Origin of the sequence: Pseudomonas sp. D4-21, from assembly GCF_051132125.1 — a bacterium.
Taxonomy (GTDB): Bacteria; Pseudomonadota; Gammaproteobacteria; order Pseudomonadales; family Pseudomonadaceae; genus Aquipseudomonas.
The window spans coordinates 2,958,471-2,979,370 of the sequence record NZ_CP071664.1; the positions used below are offsets into that span (position 1 = coordinate 2,958,471).

Annotated in this window: 16 protein-coding genes; all 16 read right to left on the minus strand. The window is 61.4% G+C overall.

What is annotated here, in order from left to right; genetic code table 11:
- Window positions 1-72 precede the first annotated feature (72 nt).
- The 16 genes from cydB to J3Q04_RS13300 all read right to left on the minus strand — a co-directional run bounded on the left by cydB (window position 73) and on the right by J3Q04_RS13300 (window position 20,891).
- Window positions 73-1,083 (minus strand): cytochrome d ubiquinol oxidase subunit II, encoded by a 1,011-nt coding sequence (cydB, locus tag J3Q04_RS13225; protein WP_434611361.1) that lies wholly within the window; start codon window positions 1,081-1,083, stop codon window positions 73-75.
- A complete protein-coding gene (locus J3Q04_RS13230) occupies window positions 1,083-2,456 on the minus strand; it encodes a cytochrome ubiquinol oxidase subunit I (RefSeq protein WP_434611359.1) in 1,374 nt (457 codons plus the stop codon). Before J3Q04_RS13230 ends, cydB begins: the two co-directional genes overlap by 1 nt.
- Before the next feature lie 13 nt (window positions 2,457-2,469).
- Window positions 2,470-2,952, minus strand: coding sequence for a DUF1641 domain-containing protein (locus tag J3Q04_RS13235; protein WP_434611356.1), 483 nt, complete (start codon window positions 2,950-2,952; stop codon window positions 2,470-2,472).
- Window positions 2,952-5,927, minus strand: coding sequence for a formate dehydrogenase subunit alpha (gene fdhF / locus J3Q04_RS13240; RefSeq protein WP_434611354.1), 2,976 nt, complete (start codon window positions 5,925-5,927; stop codon window positions 2,952-2,954). The genes J3Q04_RS13235 and fdhF overlap by 1 nt, the downstream gene beginning before the upstream one ends.
- Window positions 5,928-6,130: 203 nt before the next feature.
- Window positions 6,131-7,117: an acrylyl-CoA reductase (NADPH) gene (acuI, locus tag J3Q04_RS13245; protein ID WP_420764018.1), complete on the minus strand. Its 987-nt coding sequence runs from the start codon at window positions 7,115-7,117 to the stop codon at window positions 6,131-6,133.
- A 54-nt stretch (window positions 7,118-7,171) separates the two neighbouring features.
- On the minus strand, window positions 7,172-7,984 hold the full coding sequence (locus tag J3Q04_RS13250) for an oxidoreductase (protein WP_420764019.1): 813 nt from the start codon (window positions 7,982-7,984) through the stop codon (window positions 7,172-7,174).
- A gap of 241 nt (window positions 7,985-8,225) precedes the next feature.
- Window positions 8,226-9,344, minus strand: a complete 1,119-nt coding sequence (locus tag J3Q04_RS13255; RefSeq protein ID WP_434611352.1) for an OmpA family protein — start codon at window positions 9,342-9,344, stop codon at window positions 8,226-8,228.
- The gene (tssE, locus tag J3Q04_RS13260) at window positions 9,341-9,808 is read right to left on the minus strand and encodes a type VI secretion system baseplate subunit TssE (protein WP_434611350.1); all 468 of its coding nucleotides are present in this window, start codon (window positions 9,806-9,808) and stop codon (window positions 9,341-9,343) included. Before tssE ends, J3Q04_RS13255 begins: the two co-directional genes overlap by 4 nt.
- Window positions 9,809-9,811: 3 nt before the next feature.
- Window positions 9,812-10,348, minus strand: coding sequence for a type VI secretion system lipoprotein TssJ (tssJ, locus tag J3Q04_RS13265; RefSeq protein WP_434611348.1), 537 nt, complete (start codon window positions 10,346-10,348; stop codon window positions 9,812-9,814).
- A complete protein-coding gene (gene tssG / locus J3Q04_RS13270; RefSeq protein WP_434611345.1) occupies window positions 10,329-11,426 on the minus strand; it encodes a type VI secretion system baseplate subunit TssG in 1,098 nt (365 codons plus the stop codon). Before tssG ends, tssJ begins: the two co-directional genes overlap by 20 nt.
- The gene (tssF, locus tag J3Q04_RS13275; protein ID WP_434611343.1) at window positions 11,390-13,159 is read right to left on the minus strand and encodes a type VI secretion system baseplate subunit TssF; all 1,770 of its coding nucleotides are present in this window, start codon (window positions 13,157-13,159) and stop codon (window positions 11,390-11,392) included. Before tssF ends, tssG begins: the two co-directional genes overlap by 37 nt.
- Window positions 13,160-13,178: 19 nt before the next feature.
- On the minus strand, window positions 13,179-14,765 hold the full coding sequence (gene tssA, locus J3Q04_RS13280) for a type VI secretion system protein TssA (RefSeq protein WP_434611341.1): 1,587 nt from the start codon (window positions 14,763-14,765) through the stop codon (window positions 13,179-13,181).
- Window positions 14,762-18,124 carry an ImcF-related family protein gene (locus tag J3Q04_RS13285; protein ID WP_434611339.1) on the minus strand — a complete coding sequence of 1,121 codons (3,363 nt, stop codon included), beginning with the start codon at window positions 18,122-18,124 and terminating at the stop codon, window positions 14,762-14,764. Before J3Q04_RS13285 ends, tssA begins: the two co-directional genes overlap by 4 nt.
- A gap of 9 nt (window positions 18,125-18,133) precedes the next feature.
- Window positions 18,134-19,252, minus strand: a complete 1,119-nt coding sequence (locus J3Q04_RS13290; protein ID WP_434628520.1) for a hypothetical protein — start codon at window positions 19,250-19,252, stop codon at window positions 18,134-18,136.
- Between the two features lie 116 nt (window positions 19,253-19,368).
- Window positions 19,369-19,650 carry a PAAR domain-containing protein gene (locus J3Q04_RS13295; protein ID WP_434611335.1) on the minus strand — a complete coding sequence of 94 codons (282 nt, stop codon included), beginning with the start codon at window positions 19,648-19,650 and terminating at the stop codon, window positions 19,369-19,371.
- A gap of 50 nt (window positions 19,651-19,700) precedes the next feature.
- A complete protein-coding gene (locus tag J3Q04_RS13300) occupies window positions 19,701-20,891 on the minus strand; it encodes an SEL1-like repeat protein (protein WP_434611333.1) in 1,191 nt (396 codons plus the stop codon).
- Window positions 20,892-20,900 lie beyond the last annotated feature (9 nt).

Genomic DNA, 20,900 nt, shown 5'->3' on the forward strand with positions numbered 1-20,900 from the left:
AATCCCGCTCTCGACAAGCATGTCTACAAACTAGTCGACACACCATTCGGAGACGGGAAATGAAGACAGGCTTTATCGATCTGGGAAGTACTGCGCTTTGACCTTACCGCGAAACACCCAGAACCCCCACGTGTTGTAGGCCAGCGTGACCGGCACCAGCACCGCGAATCCCACGAGCATGAACCCCTGGCTCGAAGCGGGAGCAGACGCTTGGCTGATCGCCAGCGACGGCGGCAGGATCAACGGATAGAGGGTAATGATCGCGGCAGCGAACGCCGTGCCAAACCATCCCAATACCGCAAACAACGGAAGGAAATGGTATCGGCTGGAAAAAGCCCGGTAAAACCCGACCAGCAACGCGCACTGAACAAGCAGAAGCGCCGGGCTCAGGTTCGATTCAAGAAGATGGTCTCGATAGGACGGCGCCAACTCGCTGGTCCACATCACAATGATTGCAATGCCTGCCAGTGTCAGCCACCCCAGCCATCGCGCCTGCCTTCTGGCCGCCGCTTGCAGCGCGCCTTCGGTTCGCCAGAACAGCCAGCAACTGCCAAGCAGTGCGTAGCCAATCACCAGCACCACGCCACACGCCAGCGCAAATGCACTCAACCACTCCCAACCGTTTCCGGCGAACCGGCCCTCGTGGTGATCGATTCCCTGTACCACGCTGCCCATGATGACACCCTGGCAAAGCGTTGCGATCAACGAGCCGGTCACGAGGCTGACGTCGAGCCAGCGCTTCATTCGTGCAGGCGCGTCGGCCCGGAACTCCAACGCGACGGCCCGGACAATCAATGCCAGCAGCATCGCGATCACGGGGATATACAGGGCGGAAAACAAGACGCTGTAAGCCACGGGAAAAAGCGCGAGCAAACCGCCGCCACCGAGCACCAGCCAGGTTTCGTTCCCGTCCCAGATCGGCAGGATGGAGTTGACCATGATCTGCTTATCGTCGGGGTGTTGGCGGGTCGCGAAGAGGATGCCGACGCCCAGGTCGGTGCCGTCCAGAATCACGTAGGTGATGATCGTAAAGGCAATTGCGGCGGCCGACAGATTGGGTAACAGCGCTTCAGAGATGAACATCACGATTTCCTCCGCGTTGCGCTGGCTTGATCGTCGGCATCCGTTGAAGTTGCCGGCAGTCGGTTGATGGCGCGTATCAGGTAAAACAGCCCCAGGCCGAAAACCAGCAGGTACAGGATCACCAGGGCGAGTGTGCTGCCCAGGACGAATGAGAGCGGTTGCTGCGAGCTGCTGTGAACGGTGCGCATCAAGCCATAGACCGTGAATGGCTGGCGCCCGACTTCGGTAACCACCCATCCGCAAACCATCGCTACGAACCCGGCCGGGGCCATGAACACCGCACAGCGCATCAGCCATCGACACTCGAACAGACCGCCGCGCCAACGCAAGAAGAGACTGGCGATACCCATGGCCACGATCAGCAAGCCGATGCCCACCATGATACGAAACGCAAAAAAGACCACGGCCACGGGCGGGATGTCTTCGGGCGCGAAATCATCAAGGCTCTGTATGGTGCCGGTCCAGTCGTGGCGCAGATAAAGCGAGCCGAGATGGGGTATCGCCAGTTCGAAATCATTCCTGCGGTTGGCCTGGTCCGGTATCGCAAACAACCTGAGCGGCTCGCCCTGGCCGGCTTCCGGGCGTCGCCAGGAACCTTCCATCGCGGCCAGCTTCTGCGGCTGGTGATCTCGGGTATTTTCGCCGTGCAGGTCCCCCGCGACGAGCTGGATAGGCCCGACCACGGCCGCCATCCACAGTGCCATTGAGAACATCACTCGCGCAGGCGCGTGGGTATTGTCGCGCAGCAAGTGCCACGCGCCCGCGCCGCCCACGAGGGTGGCCGTGCCGAGAAAGGCGGCGATGCTCATGTGCACCATACGGTAGGGAAACGAGGGGTTGAATATGATCTGCAGCCAGTCTTCGGGCACGAACCGGCCATCGCCGGCAATGCTGAAGCCCGCCGGTGTGTGCATCCAGGAATTGGCTGAAAGTATCCAGAATGCACTGAACAACGAGCCCACGGCGACCGCGCATGTAGACAGGAAGTGCAGGCGCGGCCCGACTTTGTTCATGCCAAACAGCATGACCCCGATGAAGCCTGCTTCCAGGAAAAACGCGACCATGACTTCATAGAACATCAGAGGCCCGAGGATGCCCCCCGCCCGGCTGGCCAGCGCGCTCCAGTTGGTCCCGAACTCGAACTCCATGACCAGCCCCGATGCCGTGCCCACGGCGACTGTCAAGGCGAATATCTTCAGCCAGAATCGGTAGACGTCCATATAGACCTGACGCTTTCGCCACAGCCAGAGGGCTTCCAGCACCATCAGGTAATTGGCCAGGCCGATGGAAAATGCGGCAACCACGATGTGGAAGCTAATGGTGAACGCAAACTGGTAGCGCGCTAGCATCAACGCCGAATCCATCGATTCCATGGGCAGGCCCCGCTCAAGCGCCGCTGGGTTTGCCGCAGAATTGGCTGATCGGTTTATCGATCGGCCTCTTCATGCCCTCACCCATCGCTTTCAAGCCCTCCAGGAGCGGCAAGATCGCGCGCCAAAGCGATTCGTCATGCAGCAAACGGTATGCGCCCCGCACGCCTGGCGCGACGTCGTCGTTGTTGGGCGCGGTCCATTGACTGACCGCAGCGCCGGCATCCTTCAGCGCGAAGACCAGCCGATAGAATTCATCGGGCGGCACGCGGGACAGTGCCATCGCCAGGATCGACAGGTTCTGAATGACGTTGAGCGTGCCTTCCTTGTTCAGGCCATCAACCAGCACTTTGGCAATCGCCGTGTTGGCACAGACCAGGTCATTGGCCATGCGCAGCACGCCGTGTTCATGGAGGCTCTGGACCAGACGATCGAGTTCATCCTGCGCGTCAGGTTCGGTCTTGCTTGGTTTTACGTTGTAATCAATAGGTTCGGCCATCAAAACCTCTCCGGATGGGGCGCCGGTGCGTCGATCGGCGCGTAGTCGTCTCTGGCCCACTTCACCTCAACAGCCACGCCATTGTTCGGTGTCCTGTGGCCGTTTCGGAAATTGCCGCGCGGCAATGCCGATTGCGGAGGGGGATCCCTCAGGATCGTCATCTTCACAGCGGTTTCCTTGTAGGCCGGCGTGTTGACGTCTGGATCATGATGTTCCCCGGTGAGTTCATTAATGCCGGGCTTGCCCTGGTGAATCGGCATGAACAGCACCTTGCCGCACACTCGATCGGTGATCAGAACCGGCACCGTGACCGAACCACGGCGAGAAGTGATCCGCACCTGGGTCCCATCCTGGATACCCCGCTCGTCTGCAAGCTCGGGACTGATTTCGACGTACCAATGCGGTGACAACGAATCGACACGGTCGCCACGTCCCGTCTGGTTGTTGCCCTGGAAATGCTCCAGCATGCGTCCGTTGTCCAGCAGCAGGTCGAATTCGCTGTCGGGCGCTTCCGCCGGAGGTTTCCACTCCAGCGGGTACAACACGGCTTTGCCGTCGTCGGTGTGGAACCGGTCGGTATAGAGCAATGGGGTATCGGTGCCATCCGGCTTTACTGGCCAGAGGAGAGATTTCCAACCGTCCAGGCGCTCATAGCTGGCGCCGGCGAACAGGGTGGCGATACCGGCCACCTCCGCGAAGATCTGCGAGGGATGCTCGTATCCCCAGTCATGGCCCATTCGCTTGGCCAGATCGGTCAGGATGCGCCAGTCTGGAAGGCTGTTGCCCAGCGGCGGAAAAACCTCATGAAAACGTTGGATCCGCCGCTCGGTGTTGACGAAGGTGCCCTCCTTCTCAACGCTTGGGCAACCTGGCAGCACGACGTCGGCGAACTGCGCGGTGCGGCTGAAGAAAATGTCCTGCACGACCATGAAATCGAGTTTTCTGAAAGCCTCATGCACGTTTTCAGTGTCGGCGTCGGAAAACGCCGTCTCTTCACCGATCACATACATGGCTTTTATCTTCTGCTCGGCGGCATGCTGAACCATCAGGAAGTTGTCTTCACCGACCTTGTTGGACAGTCGTTCCGGCGCCACACCCCAGGCCTTCGCCCACTTGGCTCGAACCGCTTCGTCAGTGACTTTTTCATAACCGGGATAGACGTTCTTCAAACACCCGAAGTCGCTGGCCCCCTGGACGTTGTTATGGCCGCGCATCGGATAACCGCCGGTTCCCGGGCGGCCATAGTTGCCGGTAACCAACAAGAGATTGGACAGTGCAGTGCTGGTGTCGGCCCCATGGCTATGCTGGGTAATGCCCATTGCCCAGAGCAGGCAGACCCGTTTGGCGTTGCCGATCATGTTAGCGGCGCTGACCAGATCCGCCTCCGACAACCCGGTGACCTGCGACGCGAATGGCAGGGTAAAGGGTTCCAGGGAGCGTCGGTACTCGTCCACCTGATTCACCCGCGCTTCCAGGAATGCCGCGTCCGCCATGCCATGATCGAACAGGTAACGCGACATGGCGCTGGCCCAGACTATGTCGGTGCTCGACCTGATCTGCAGAAACAGGTCGGCGCGCTCCGCCATTTCATGCTTGCGTGGATCGACCACCAGCAGTTTTTGCCCTCGATGCTTGCGCGCGGCCTTGATTTTCGAAGCGATAACCGGATGGTTCTCCGCCAGGTTGCTGCCCACCAGGACGATGAGGTCCGCCTGCTCAAGATCGGCGATCGTGCCGGCGTCGCCGCCGTAACCGACCGTGCGGAACAACCCCTGTGTCGCGGGGTTCTGGCAGTAGCGTGAGGAGTTGTCGACGCTATTGGTGCCGATGATCAGGCGAGCGATTTTCTGCGTCAGGTAAGCTTCTTCATTGCTGGCCTTGCTGGAGCCAATGAAGCCGATGGCATCGGCGCCGTGCTCACGTTTTATGGCCAGAAGACGGCCTGCGACCAAGGTCAGCGCCTCGTCCCAGCTTGCTTCACGAAACCGGCCGTTTTCCCGGATCAGCGGCGTTGTCAGGCGTTTCTCGCTGTTCACGAAATCCCAGGCGAACTTGCCCTTGATACACGTGGAAATGCCGTTCGCCGGTGCGTTCACCACTGGCTGCACCTTGAGCAGCGTGCGGTCGCGAGTCCACATTTCGAACGAGCAGCCCACGCCACAATAGGTGCACACGGTCTTGGTGCGTTTGATTTCAGGCTGGCGCCAGTGCATGTCCATGACGGAAATAGCGGTAATGGGCGGCGCACCGATCGTATTCTCGATCGTCTTCACCGCGTCGATGAGCGGCCGCTTGATGTCCTCGGGCATCGACGTCAACGGTCCGGCATCCGGCTGCATGGTTTTTTCGAGCAACGCGTTGCAGGGGCAAACCGTGACGCAATGACCGCAGCTCACACAACTGGAACCCTCTATCTTGGTTCCGCCATCCCACAACACCCTTGGATGCGCCTGGGTGAAATCGATGCTCAGCGTTTCATTGACCTCGACGTTCTGGCACGCTTCCACGCAACGCCCGCACAGGATGCATTGATCGGGATCGTAGGTATAAAACGGGTTCGAGTGGTCCTTGCTGTAGGGCTTGCGCTGGTATTTGTAGCGCTGGATCACGGGGTTCATGTCGGCGACGGTATTGTGCAGCGTGCAGTCACCGGTGTTGTGCTCGCAGACCGTGCAATAAAGCTCGTGCTTGGCAAGGATCCGGTCCATGCCTTCCTCCTGCGCCGCCTTCACGCGAGGCGTTTCGCTCACCAGCTTCATGCCGTCGGCGGAACGCAGCGCGCACCCGCGGACCAACTCGCCATCATGCTCGATCCAACAGACATCGCAGGTCTGGATCGGCCCGAGGGCGCGGTGATAGCAGACGTGAGGCAGGTCGATGCCCTGCTCTGCCAAGAAATCGATCAGCGGCTGGTCAGCGTCACCCCTGAGGGTGCGACCGTTGTACTCGACGCTGCACTGGTATCTGCCATTCATGGAAACTCGCCCCGTTGGCCGACTAACCGCCCGGACAGTGGCCCAACGAAGCTAGAGACCGAATGCCCACACGGAAATGTTCAGTTACAGAATCGATATCCCAGTGCTGCAAATGTTCATTAATTTTTGCGCGAAGCCGCTACAGCGTGTGGCATCCGAATGCTTGTAACGCTCCGCTAATAAATGCTGGCTTGTCCTTTCGCTCAAGCATTCACATCCACGACCGTGCGCCCGCGAACCTGCCCTTGCAGCACCCGAGCCGCGACTTCCGGCACTTGCGCCAGGCCGACAAGCTGCGTGGTGCGAGCAAGCTTGTCCACATCCAGATCCCGGGCCAGACGCGACCATGCCTGCAAACGGACAGCCTGGGGCGCATTCACGGAGTCGATACCGGCCAGGGTCACGTTGCGCAGGATGAAAGGCAGCACCGACCCCGGCAGATCCGCGCCCTGGGCGAGGCCGAAGGCGGCGACGACCCCGCGGTATCGGGTCTGGGCCAGGGCATTGGCCAAGGTATGGCTACCGACTGAGTCGATGACGCCCGCCCAACGCTCCTTGGCAATCGGTGCGCCCGGCTCCGACAGGGTGCGCCGATCAATCACCTCTGCAGCGCCCAGGTCACGCAGATAGTCGGCTTCTTCCAGGCGTCCAGTCGACGCGATCACCCGATAGCCCAGGCCCGACAACAGCGCTATCGCCACCGAGCCCGCGCCGCCGTTGGCGCCGGTCACCAGGATATCGCCCCCGTCGGGCGCCAGGCCGCCGTGTTCCAGCGCCAGCACGCTGAGCATCGCGGTGTAGCCCGCCGTGCCAATGGCCATGGCTTGGCGGGTCGAGAATACGTCCGGAACCTTCACGAGCCAGTCACCACTCACCCGGGCCTTCTGGGCGAAACCGCCGTGGTGCGTCTGGCTCAGCCCCCAACCGTTCAGCAGTACCCGGTCGCCAGCCTGGAAACCTGCGTGGCTGGAGCTTTCAACGATTCCGGCGAAGTCGATGCCGGGAATCAACGGGAACTGGCGGATCACCGGCGAGCGGCCACTGAGGGCCATGGCATCTTTGTAGTTCACCGTGGAATATTCGATAGCGACGGTGACATCACCGGGCATCAGGTCCTCTTCGGTGAAGTCGACCAGGCCGGTCGATATGGCTTCATCGGTTTTGGTGGCAAGCAGCGCTTTGAAGGTCATGGTTGTTTTCCTGTGCATTTGAGCGGCGAATGTCGTGGGCCCGGTTGAGCAGATTCACGCCAGTTGCATCGCCTTGCGGATACCGGTATCCAGCATGCCCGCCGGCGCGAAGCGGCGCATGAACTGCAATTGGGCTGCCGCCTTGCCGGCGGTGTAACGCAACTTCGGACGCTCGGCGCGAGCGGCCTTGAGCACCACGTCAGCGACCACATCGGGCCCCTCGGCCGTGGCCATTGCGTGATTGACGACCTTGGTTACCTTACCCCGGATATCCTCGTACAGGTCCAGCTTAGCGTCAGCCTGCAGGCTGTTGCTCTCGAATGATGTCTTGGTATAACCGGGCTCGATGACGACGACCCGGATGCCATGGGTCCGTAATTCATGATCAAGGGCTTGGGAATAGCCATCCACCGCGTGCTTGCTCGCCACGTACAGCGCCACATAGGGCACGGATACCACGCCGAGTATGGAACCGATGTTGATGATGCGACCGACACCCTGGCGACGCATATGCGGCACAACGGCGCGCGTCATTCGCACAACACCGAGGAAATTGGTATCGAAGATCGCCTTGGCCTGGTCGATCGAGCTTTCTTCGGCCGCGGCCGGGGCGAGCCCGAAACCGGCGTTGTTGACCAGCAGGTCGATACGCCCTTCCAACCGCATCAACTGCGCAACCGCGGCCTCGACGCAGGCATCGTCGGTCACGTCGAGTGCCAGCATCTCATACGCCTGATGATCGGCCCGGGCTCCGCGCCGGCTGGTGCCGTATACCTGATAGCCGGCCGCTACGAGGGAGTTGGCAATGGCTTCGCCGATACCGGAAGAAGCGCCGGTCACCAAGGCTACGGGTTTGTGGATCGTCATGGAGTGTTCCTCGGCAACTGGGTCGGGCCCGACATCGATACGTGTCGGGGCAGCTCTATGATGATGAGCATAATCATAGCCGTCAACAGTTTTGATTTTGATTGACATCTAATTTAGATCCAGCCTGATGCTGTCCGTCGCTTCGAGGTTACCTTGGCATTCATGCACTGGAACCTAATGCTCGCCAAAGTGGATTTGCCACGCTGCGTCTGTAGGCCGAAGCAGGTTTCAAGGAGGACGTTCAAAGCGGCGTCTCTTGTCCAACCTTCCCCGAAAGCTCACAAGCCACCACTTGCGGCACCACGCGGATACCGACACGCCGATTGGCCCTTCGCCCAGCTTCGGTGTCGTCTCCAGCTATGGGCTGACCGGCGGCAACGCCCTGGACGGCTAGGCAACCGGCGGGGATTTTGCCCACGTGCTGCATCCAGTCCCGCACTGCAACAGCACGGGCGTTTGAGAGTTGCAGGTTCTGTTCCGATGAACCTGTCCCGTCGGTATGGCCTGAAATGACGATCAACCCGTCTGGCTGGGCCTTGATATCCACCAAGGCCTTGACCAAGGTATCGGTCGAACCAGGCTTGAGCTGCGAACTGCCGACATCGAACAGCGACAGGCTGTCCAACTGCACCGGAGCGGGCAAGACCAACGCTGACCTCGCGCTCATCCACCACCCGACAACCCCTGCGACGAGAGCGAAGACGAGCGCCGCGCCGCACAGCCATGGCGAAAAGTGCCCCTTACGATGGGTCATGTCCGGCGGGGGCAGGACCACAATGGGTATCGCCAATGCCGGCTCTGTCATTCCCATGGGAAGCAGTGCCGCTTCGATACGTTGATCGCATCGTTCCAAACGTTGGATCAGCTGGTTGACCTGCTGGCGCAGAGACTGGAGAGCCGGCAGCGGCGTGGATGCGTAGCTTGCCAGCCGCTCAGTCAGGCAGCCCAACGCACCATCGAGCTCAAGCAACGCGCGCTGATCGTTGGTCGTCAGCGCCAGGCCACGCAGCAGCGTTTGCAGCTGTGCGAACAACCACCCCAACGTATCCAGGCGCACCCGCACCGACGGCGGCCACAGGCTGGGCCATTGACTGCTGAGCGTCTTCAACAATCGAACGCCTTGGACCATGCCGTCCAAACCGTGACGCTGGCTTCGAGCCAGCGCATAGAAGCTGACGGTTTGCAGCTCCGCACCGTTGAGTTGCAGCAGCACAAGGCATAACTGCTCGACTTTTTGCCAATCCACGTCTGGGCAGGCGCCATGGCCCAATCTGGCCAACTCGTCGCGCAAAGCGACGAACTCAGCATAGCCGCGCGGATCGCCACCGATTCGAACATGCACTTCAAACAACGCGCTCATCGCGCTTGCCTTGCGTTATCCGTTCCCGTTGCCGCCACATGGTTCTGTCGCTTCAGGTGACGCATCAGGACTTTGCCCTCCGCTCCCAACGTGGTACCGAAAGTTACCCGGCGCCCTCCTTTCAACTGCACGTCCAGGGCGCACTCCAAATGCCCCGGCAGTAATTGCGGCAGTAGCTCAATGGCGAGCGCCGTCAATCGCGGTTCGTATTTGAGTAGGGTATGGGTCATGGCCTTCACCAACGTATGGGCGGTAGCCGGTAGCCCCTGCAAAATGGTTCCCATGTCGGGAAGTCCATAATCCGGTAAATGGCTGACGCTGCCGGCCCGGCTATTGAGGATGCGTTGCAGGTTGTCCAGGACCGACAGCGTGTGCTGGTCCTGCTCGCTGACGCGATGCAAATCCAGTTCACCATTGAAGTTTTGCAGCAGCATTTCATAGAGCGAAGGGTTGGGCTCGGTCATGGATCAGTCCTTCGCCAACGGGCGCAACGTCAGTTGGTTGGCGCCTATCTCGATGAGCCGTGCCCGATCCGGGTCCAGGTCTTCGCGCCTCAGCACCAGGCGCCAGGAGCCTAACGCGGCGTCTGGACTTCGAAACAAGCCCACCAGCGCCACTACCCGCGTGCGGGGGTCCATGGGCACGCTCAACAGGGCCCCTGCCCCGGGTTTCACCACCACGGCGCGTTTGTCCAGCAATGCACCGTCGAACAGGTTGTCGTCTGTGTTCACCAGCCCTTCGTAGGTAGCCTGCTCCAACGCGGTACTGTCGCGTAACTGGTAAACCCGCACCAAGGTGGGCAGCGATAAGGCGTTCATGTCCGCGGTTTCGGTGTTGAGCGCGGTTCGTGCGTTGAAATCCAGGTGCAAGGTCTTGACCTGTTTACGGAACATCGTCCCGGTGGTGAACCCCGTGCTCGGCTCGACGGTCTGCGCCGCTCCACACCCGCCAAGCGCAGCGACCAGCACCGTGAGTGCCAACTGGTTAATAAAGGTATGTGACATGTTGTGTTTCCCTGATCCGTGGGTTGGTCGAAAGGCCCTGGTAGCGGCCCATATTGATCGTGAGGGTGTCCTGTTCTCGCGGCTGCCAGGTGTCTGAACCCAAGCCCAGCACACCGGTCATTCCCAGTCGTATCTGCCGATGCCCCAGTATCGGAGTTGGCAGGCTGCTTACCGCGATGGTCAATTGCAGCGTCGCGGTGCAGCGCCATCCCAGGTACACCCGCAGGAGTACAAGCAGGTCGCGGTGAAGCGCTCCGCCGGGCAACCAGTCATTGGCCTCCTGCGCGTCGTCGGTGGACAGCACCAAGTGCAGCTGGCTGTTGACGTCTTGCCCGACATTGCCCAGCGGCGTGCCCTTGGACAAGCGTACCGGGCAAGACGGACACAGGCTGGCCGGTTGCGGCAAGGGAATCTTCTGCGGCCGGTGCGGGGTTATCCGTGCCTGGGTATGGACGGCAAGCAGCTTGACGAGCGCCTCGATGCCTTCGGCGTTGCGGGTAGGCAGGCGCATGACGCTGAGCAACGCGAGGAAACGGGAGACTGGGGTAGCGACGCGTTCCGCTGTTCCGGGAATGCCCAGCCCGATCAAACCGAACAGGCACTGCGATGTCCCATCGCTGCCGCCCGCTGCAAACGTCGCTGGATAAGAGTACTTGCGCCAGATCCGATAGAACTGAGTGAAAATCCGGTGATTGAAAATGTCGAGGAAAGCTTCCAGGGCCTCATGCCCCTCCCGGCGTTGAGCGATGTCATCCACAAACCCCGTCGGCATTGGCGAATCTAGGCCGTACAAACCCATCAGACGGGTGCGCACCGTAGCCGGACGTTGCGGGTTGTTCGTGTCGATTTCGATCGCCTTCAGCTCACCGGCGGGAAACCCCATGCCGGGATCGGGTCGAAAGCGCACGGGATCGTCTGCCGGATGCGCGGTGCTGCCAAGCAGAGGACGGCCGGGCAGCGCTTGTTCCAACAGTTGGCAGAAACGATACAGGCTGGCCTCGGCCACCCGCCCTCGCAACGCGTCCAGCAAACCGTCGGCGTTCAACCGGGAATGCGCTGGCTGTGGTTCTCGTTCCATCGCAGGCACGCTCCGGTAGGTTGAAGAATCAGCGTGAGCTGGGTGAACAAATGAATGTCGGCGTAGAGCGCAAAAAAGCGGTTGAGCATTTCACCGAACAGACTGATATCGCCGTCCCCCGAAAAGCCGTGGGCATCCAAGGTGATTTCAATATCCACCCCGCGCAGCAAAAAGCCATTTTCAAAACGTTGGACCAGGTGATGGTTCACCTCGACAATCGCCGCCAGGCGACGCCGGTTCTGCTCGCTGCCGGTCCAGTCATACAACGCCAACGTCCCGCGCAACACCTCTGCGCTGTCGAGCATCGGCAAGAAATTGGAGCCCAGGTGGCTCAGGATGCGCCAGTGGAAACGGTCGCGGTTTGGCGGATAGCACGGCAACGTCGGCGCACACAGGTTGCGCACCCGCAGGCCGAACTGGGTGGTTTGCACCGCTGTATCGAGCACCGTGCTCTGCAGCGCTTTGCGTGGCAGCTGGCCGTGGGTGCCGATCAGGTGTAACGACAGGCTGGCGTGGGTATGCAGCCGATCCTCGTCGAAGCCTTCTCCGCCCAGGATCAACCAGGTGTCGTACAGCCCATTGGCGGCCCGCTTCAGGCGGCTATGGAAATAACGTTCCGGCGCCTCATCACGCAGCATGCCGCCTTTATGGCGAAAACTGGTGAACGGCACGTAGTCCATGCGCTCGGCGCCTTTGGATGCGGTCACCTGGTCCACCGAATAGATTTCCAGATGGCCATCCTGCAAGCGCATCGGACGCAGCAAGTAATCGGTTTGCAAGGGGTCCAACGCCAACGGGTCGGCCTCCAGTACGAACAGGTTGATCACCGGCACCGAGTGCAGACGAATATGTTCACGGTTCAGGTCGAAGTTCTGCGGCCAGGGCTTGGACAGCACCACTTCGAGCTCGAACCAGGGCGCGCCGGACTCAAGCGGCAGTTGCTCAAGGCCACAGAGGGTGACGAACATGAATTTTTCACGAAACGTGAAGTACTCAAGCAGCAGTTGATAGCCGCTGAAAGCGCTGTCGCCCTTGGGCCACAGGCGATCCTCGTCGCCAAAGCCCTTGGGGGTGAAATACCCGTCCACCGGCTTGCGATCCGACTGTCCTGGCAAGCGCACATACATCGCCTGCCTGTTCAAGGTCAGGGCTTGGTGCAGTGCGCTGGCCAGTGGCGCATCGGCATTCAAGTACAGCGGCAAGCGGCTCAGGTCGATTTGTGACCAAGGGACGGACGCGCTTCGGACAAAACGCAAACGCAGCAGCGAGCGGCCATCCGGTTCGTGGTCGCGCGCCACGACTGTCAACGCCAGCGGCTGTAACGTCACGTCTTGCGTGGTGGTGTAGCGACAGCAGGTGTGCTGCGGCCCGATGGGGCGCGACAGGATCTCGAACCCTCTGGGGATTCGTTCGCTGCGCTTTATCAAGGCAAGATCCGGCGCCAGCTCGATAATCGACAGGGACGGTATGGTCCGCAAGTAATGCGGCCACAGCAGGCTGACCAAGCCTTCGGTGAGCTCCGGCAGATCATCGTCGAGCTTCTCCCGCAAGCGCCCCATCAAGAATGCAAAGCCCTCGAACAAACGTTCTACGTAAGGGTCTTGCGCCCCCGGCTTGTCGAGATTGAGATATGCCGCCCGGTCCGGGAACGCCTCAGCGAATTCCTTACCGGCCTCGCGCAAATAACGCATCTCGGCGTCGAAATATCGCAATGTCAGATTTTCCATGTCCATAAAAGTCCTGAAATGAGTGTCAGCCGCAAAGCACAGCGGCACGTACCGGATCGATGGCCACCAGCGCCGCCAACAAAGGTTCCATGCGTCGGGCCAGGGCAGGTTTGTCCGTGTCGTTGCGTTGGGCCTTGACCCGCAGCAACCTGAGCAGGCGAGCCTTGACCTCGAAATACAACTCGGGCTCCCACACGCACAGGTCATGGTGCTGTGAAGCGGTGTCCAGTTCCCCCAGCAGGTGGATGGCCAGCTCACTTTTGCCGAACTGTTCGGCCACCCTCGCCATCAGCAGGCGCAGCAGCCATCGTTGGCGTGCGCAAACAATGTCCGGGCGCGCCGCCAGCCAAGCCAGCGCTTGCTCGACCCCTTCTTTGTCGGCCTGCGCCAGGGCTTCGGTTTCCCACGACAAGATGTCGGCATCCCCGATGACCGGTGCCGACGATGGCGCGGCCAACCCTTGCTCCGGGCGGTCTGCGCTGGCTTGCTGGGCAATCCACTCACGTGTGGTCTCATCGGCGAAAGGCGTGCCGTCGCGCCAGCGCAGCAGCTCCAACCCCGGCAACCGATCCAAAAACATGCCCAGGTCACGTTGGACGACATCAGCCCAGCACACCTGCGGCGCCGGTTGCTGACTCAGTGCCTGATACACATACCACTGCAAATCCAACCAGAAATGGTTCACGCCTTCGGCATAGATTCGTTCCGCGTGATCGAGCAACTGGGTCCAGCCCTGCTGCAAGTACAAACGCTTGAGCTGCGCCCGATAGTCAGCCCTGGGCGGCGTCAGCCGGGTGTTGCCATCGGCGTCCTCGGGCGGCGCCTCTTGCACCGTGTCCCAGCGCAGGCTCTTCATCACGCGGTGGGCCGCCAGCCAACCCTGAGGTTGATCACGCAGATAACCAGCCAAGGCCCGGCCGTGGTCCAACAGATCCCGACCGGACTTGATCGCGATAGCAGCCGAAGCCCTGGCCTGGGCTTGCGATTCCTGGCTGGCGGTACTCTGCGGGACCAGCGCCTCCATACCTTCGGACCGAGCCAATCGGGCGGATAACGCGGCATACAGGGCCCCCAGGCAAGGACGTTGATCGTCAGGCCATGCCGTCAGGCCCTGCTCCAGCCAGGCCAATGCCGCGGCGGTGCGCTCGGCCTCGGTTTTCACCACCTCCGGATACCGCCACAGCGTATCGAGCAGCTTTTCGCCGGCCAGCCACTGCAACGCCATCTTGCGGCTGTTCGGTCGCACGGGCAGTACCGTATCGGTGAACCGCTCCACCAGCGCCGCCAACAGGCTCAAGCCGTCGGCCAGCCCGGCTTCGCCGTCCCTGCACAAGCGAGCCCACACGTAATAGGTGGCGACGCGTAAATCCTTACATTTGCGGGTCAGTAGCTTTTCACCCAGTTGGGCCACTCGTTCAGCATCGGCGCCGGACAGCTTGCCAACCTCTTCGCGCATGCATTGAAAATCATCGTCATAGCCAGGGTCGTGCCCAACGGGTGCCGCTTCGCTGATGGGCTGCAGCCAGGGTTGCCAGCGTGCGGCCTGTTCACGGGCGATGGCCAAGGCGTCGCGCTTGCCCAGGCAATGGGTGATCAGGTTTTGCAGGCTCATCGGAGCACCTCATTGCGCGCCAGGGGCACCGCTGGCCCGCCCTCAGCCAAAAATATCCGCCCCGGCAACGTAAACCCTCGCAACTTCAGAAGCGCCATCGGCCCGGCATCCAGTTCGGTGCGCAGGTGCCACGTCAGGCCCAGACCATCGGGCGCCTTGAGCACCATGCGGTAGCGGCTGTCGCCATCGTCCAGCGCGGTGAACGTGGCCTGTTCCAGCAAGCGGATCAGCCCCCAGGCGCCGGCGTAGTCGGCGAACAACCGTTCGCCGGTGTGGACGCTGGTCCACGTCAGGCTGACGCCGGGGTAGTCGCTGCGTCCTGGCCAGCCGAAGCGCTGCCAGCGCTCCTTCTGGTTGAAGTAGTGGTGTTTCTCTCCGTTGAGGATGAAGGTGGTTTGCACCACATCGCGCACGCCTTTGCCGCTCAGTTCAAAACTCAAGCCCAGGCCGCCGTCGGTGTAGAGCACGTCGGCCAGATCGCTCAGTTGATTGACCGCCTCCAGGAATTGGGGATTGACGCGCAAACCGCGACCGTGGCGGGGATCGGCCACCCAGCGGTTGCCTTCCTTGCGCAACACGCCGCTCAACTGGCTGTGGAGAAAACGTTCGATGCGCCCCGTGTCGGCGCGGATCATTTGCCCCAGCATCGGCAACGAAGCATCGCTGGCCGTCGCGGCGAAGGGATAACGCCCGGTAAAGGCCGCGTTCCAATGCTCGACGATCGAACGCCGCCATTGGCTGTTGAGGCCCGCCGCCGACGGTTGCAGCACTCGCTGCCAGGCCTGTTCCAGCGGTTGCACGAACAGCGTTTCGCCCACGCCGGCCCATTGCGCACCGAGGCTGGCGGCCATCAGACGGCCATAGGACTGGGTATCGGTGAGGTCGATGCCCCGGCCCTGGAACACCGTCTGCGCCAGGGCCTGGGTCATTTCCATGGGGTCGCTGGCCGTGTTGATCTGTTGCAGTTTCAGGCGCACGCGGGTCACTTGGGTGAGGTAGGCCTGGAGGCTCAAATGGTCAGCGCCACCCTTGCCCAGCAAGGCCAACAACGGGCCGAACGTCGGATCCAGCGGGCCGCTCGGCAGGTCGGCCAGCGGGTCTATGGGCGGGGCCTTGTCCGGGCCGATGAGCTTGTGCGCGGACCTCATCAGCGAGTCGCCCAGGGCCGGGGCGCGGGTGCCCGCTTGCCCTTGATAGGCCAGGGTATTGATCAACGCGAGCAACGGCGATTGGCGCACGTCGCTCATCAGCGTCAACTGGTCGATGACCTGTTCCAGGCTTTTGGGTTGATTGCCCCGCAGGCTGTTGAGAAACACCAGCCAGGCGCCCGCGTAGTCCTTGAAATAGCGTTCGGTCAGGCGCGCCTTGAGCTCGCCGGGCGTCAAGCGCACATCGATGTCACCGGGGCGATCACTGAGCACCCAATCGATTTCTTCGCGGCGCGCCTGGGTGATGTCATCGATGGCCTGGCGCACCTGGCCCTCCCAGGCCTGGCGCGTGAACACTCCCGGCACGCTGGCCTTGCTGGAAAACAACCCGGCGGCTTCGGTGTCGCCCACCATCTGTTGCAGGCCCAGGGCTGGATAGTGCGGGGTGGCGTCGTCCAGCACCCGTTGATACAGGCTGGCCTCGGCGTTGCGTTGGCCCAATTGGTCGAGCAGCACCTGGCGCACCTGCGCCACCAACCGCGGGTCGGCCTCGATGCGCCAGTCCGGGTGCGCGGCCAGTTGCTCGGCGTAGAACTGCCACAGGTTCGGTGCGAGGGTCTGCCAGAGCCCTGGCGAAATTCCGTCACGCGTGGGTTCGGCGTGGCCCAGGGTCTTGACCAACAGGGGCGCCTCGGCTTTGTCCGGGCGCGCCATCATCAGGTAAGCCTTGAGCTGATCGTAGGCCATACGCGTACGCTCAACGCGCTCGGGGCTGCCCGGCGCCAGCTTGACCAGCGCCTCCAGTTGCCCGCGCAACCTCGCCGCCGCCGGGTCGCGCACCAGGCGGTTATTGGCCTCGACATACCGGGGCCACAACAGTTCGAGCAAGGTTTCATTGCGGTTCAAGCCAAAGCGCTGGTACCACGGCGCACCGGACACGACACGGTGATCCAGGCGAGCCAGCACGTGGACGAGCGCTTCGAGCGCCAACAGTTGCTCCTCTTGGGTGGATGACTGTTGTAACGCCGTCGACAAGGCCTGCGCCTCGACGATCTGCGCCCGATTGCTCATAAAGGACAGCGCCATCCCCGCGCCCCACACCAGCGCCAGGCCCATGAACAGCCCATAGACGACTCGCGGCGCGCCCCACCCCAACCGCGCGCCGACGGCCTTGTCGCGCTGCACGCCGTGCCACGCCGGGTCCGGCCACCAGAAATGCTCGCCGTCAGCGCTTTGCGTCACGCGCAGTGGCAGGCTGAACCACAACCCTCGCAGCATCACCCCCGGGTTGAACCCACTCAACGACGGCGCCAGCGCCTGCCGCCAACGGGCAATGCCCTCGGCCTGCAAATCCCGGGACAGGCGCAGCAGGAAATCGTGGTGCATCCGCTTCTTGATCTTCATCTGGGCAAAGCCCTGGCAACGCAACGGCTCGACCAGATCCTCCAGGCACGCCTCCAACAGAGACGGCGTCACCTTGGCCGGCAACAGACAACCCACCGGCTGGCTCTCGCGCCCGTCCTGGGACCAGCCGCTCTCGCACACCTGCCACAAGTGCAACGGCAACCGTCGGCCTAGCCGCCGAGCCAGCCCCTGCAACTGCCGCATGCCCTTGGCCAGCGCCACCGCATCGGTGCTTTGCGGTTTGTCCAGCGCCCAGACCACCCCATCCAGCGCCCGCCAACGGCGCAGGGTGAGCCACGGGTTCAACAGCGGGGTTTGCAATTCTTCCTGAACGCTGCCGCCCCATAGCAGCACGGTGCGTTCGCCTTCGAGCCATTTCTTTTTTGCCAGCTCCGGGGCGATGGCGGCGATCTGGGTGGGCTCGCCGACGATGAGCAGCAGGCGGACCTTGTGGCGCCAGAGGGGGCCGTATTGGAAGCGGAGGTTTTCGCGTAGCTCAATCGACGATCTTTCATGCACCGAGTTGGGGTCGGCCTTGTTGAGCGGTAATAGCGGGCTGATGTGTGTCTGATACTTTCGATACGCCGAACGCCCCAATGCATGGCCTAGAAAATGGAATCCACCCAGGAACGACACCACGACGAAGGCTACCGCAGATATGCCCAGCGACCCGAGGGCCTGATGGTCGCTACCAGGCTGAACGCCCAGTGTTTGAGGGTAGCGCCCCACCACAGCGCCCATGATTGCGCAAAACAGCAACAAACCGCTGGACACCGCCCACACACGTATAAAGCTTCGCAATTGCATTCGAACTTCCTATTCTGATATTGAGGCGGCAGGCGTTAACGCCATGCTCCAAAGCCTGGCGTCAGCGCGGCCATCGCCGCTGAAAATGAATTGCGGAGCCCCGCCAGCCTCAATGGCTTGCGTCGCCGCGACAATTGCCAGCCATGGCGAGGCCTTGCCTGGATTTCCCAGCATCCCATCCAAGTCACGAAGCCCTTGCTCATGCTGGATCGGTATCGATAGCTCGGTGGATACGCTGTCCAGGTCTCTATGACGTTGTGCATCAACGCCCGCTCGCCAGACATACCGGACCGACTTAGGCTCCATCGGTACCCAGGCACTGGCCTGCGTCGCGGCAACACGCAGCGCCTCAGGACAAGGTTGGCGCTCCTGCTCCGGACGGTGAAGCAAGGCCACGGGTGCCACGGTTGTTTGCGTCAACTGATTGCCCAGCAGCAAACCCGCAATCACTTCCGCCGTGCCCTCGGGTTGTGGCGGTGCAAACCGCAACCCGATGACCAGCAGCACTGCTTCGTCATCGAAGCGTTGGTCGAGCCAATGGTCCAACGCCTCAAAGCCATTGCCTTCGACAAGAACCGGCGCCTGACGGATAGCGGACGTTTGCCAGGCCAGTTCCCACGTCCGATCCCAGGCCTGATCCGGCAAGCCGCTGTCGGCCTCCAACAACAAAGCCAACGGCGTATGGTCGGGCAACTGCGCCAGGATAGGGACAAACGCCTCGAGAGCCTTTTGCAAGGTGCGAAACAACATTGGTTCGAGGTCTTCGGCCAAATCGCCCGGTAAACGGCTATGGCATGACGATGACGGGCCGAGTCTCGAAGGCTGCACTTTCTGTACCTTGATGCCGCTCTGCAAAACATCCCACTGCATTGCAGGCTTGTCGCCCGGAGCGCGCAAGGCGGTATGCAGATCGACTTTCAGCACCTGTAGGAAACGCCGCCCCTGACGTTTTTTTTGAATTAGGTCCTCTTGGCGCGCCAGATCCCAACCGTCGGCCGCCGCTTGCTCGCCGAGATACAGCAATGTCCGCCCGAAACCCAAGGCACACCACCCCAGCAAGGGCACACCCAACGCCAGGCCCCAGGGAGTTTCCGGCGACGGGTGCAACGCTTCGGGGCCGAACCACAACAGCCCCCCCGCTCCCAACAACAAACAAAACACCAATAACCCAAGCCAAAGCCAAGCCCGCGGCCGTCCAGGCCTGGGCGCCAAGACCGGGACATCATCCATTCGCACCGCCATGATTAACGGGCCCTTGCACTAGACATCGATGAAGTCAACGCACAACGACAGGCGCAAAGATGCCCGGCAAAGGCGACAGGCGCACCATTGTCCTTGAACGTCGGGTGACCCTCGGCAATGAACGTGCGCCCGTGGCCCGGCACCGGGCAATCCACCGGGTCGCCTTGCCGAGCGACGCCGATGCCGCCGAATTTCATGGTAGTAGAGCCTGATTGGACAGTTCCGTTTCCGGTTGTTTTGTCGCCGATTCGAATGATGTTTTTCATGTCTTTCTCCTTGTTCATACAAATTCCATGCGTGATCAAACCGCTTTCGAAACAGCGATTGAGGTCTATCAGGGGGTGGTCCAATGGGTGGTTTGCGGATATAGGATCTCGCCCCGTTCGAAGCGTCGGATCACGTCGTATCGGGCGGCGATCCAGGAGCCAGTGCGCGGGCATGGTTCGCCGCTTTGGCAGCTCGGCGAGGGTTCGGATGCCCTGATTAACGCGGAGGAGCTCGGCGTGGGTCTGCCGGTGGCGGTTTCGAGCCCATTGGCCTCGGCCAGCTCGCGGATCAGCGCTTCGCTGGGCTTTTGCGGTGGGGCATTGGCCAGGCGGGCTTCGAGCCATTGCAGCTTGCCGTCCCATTCAGGCAATGCGGCGGGCGCCAGGGGGAGAATGTCGTTGATCTCGGGGACGGTGGGGTTGGCATAGGAATATACCGCGAGGATTCGCCAGATCGTTTCATAGCGCTCGGCGCGTTCGAGGTCCTCTTGCTGGCCGAGGTAGTCCAGCTGATTGGAGGCGATTGGTCCGCGAAATGCGTCTTCCAACGAGCCGGCAGCGCTCTCATCGCCAGCTGCTGTTCCCATTTGAAATATTTCAAGCGCTTGCTGGTATTGACTCTTGTGCTGAAGATGAATGCCCAACGCAACAGCTGCCCCCCCGTGATCTTGCTCAGCGGCGCAACGACGCATCCGGCCGGCGATGTCCGGTGCAACGTCGCAGGGTGCTAGCTTCTCCACCACAAGGTAATGGGCCTGGGCGTTTCCCTCATCGGCTGCCTTACAGAAGTAACGCAACGACATATCGGTATCCTGATGCAACCCCGCCGAACCTTGTTGCAAGAAGACTCCGATGAAGTAGTAACCGGTCGCCACACCCGCATCGATCAAGGTTTTGCTCAAACGCAAATGCTGGGCGCCACTCAGCTTAAAACGGCCTCGCATGGAGCCGTTCTGCAGGTTGATGTTGGCCTTGTAATGACCATGCTCTGCGGCGATGCGATACAGCCGTTCAATCTCGGTATCGACGGTCTTGTCCTGCTTGAACTGGTTGTTTTTTTGCAACCAGCGCGCGTACTGGAACAGCACGTCGCTATCTGCGGACGGCTCCGGGATCGTTTCGTGCTTGCAGGTGAAGGCCAGCTTGGTCTCGATCTTGGTTAAAGGCTTCAAGGACGGGTCCTTCTTTGGGAAATTAAAAGTGCCACTGTTGCCGCATGCGGCCAGTGGCAGGCAGGACAGGAGGCAGATTCGACGCATCAGTCGAGG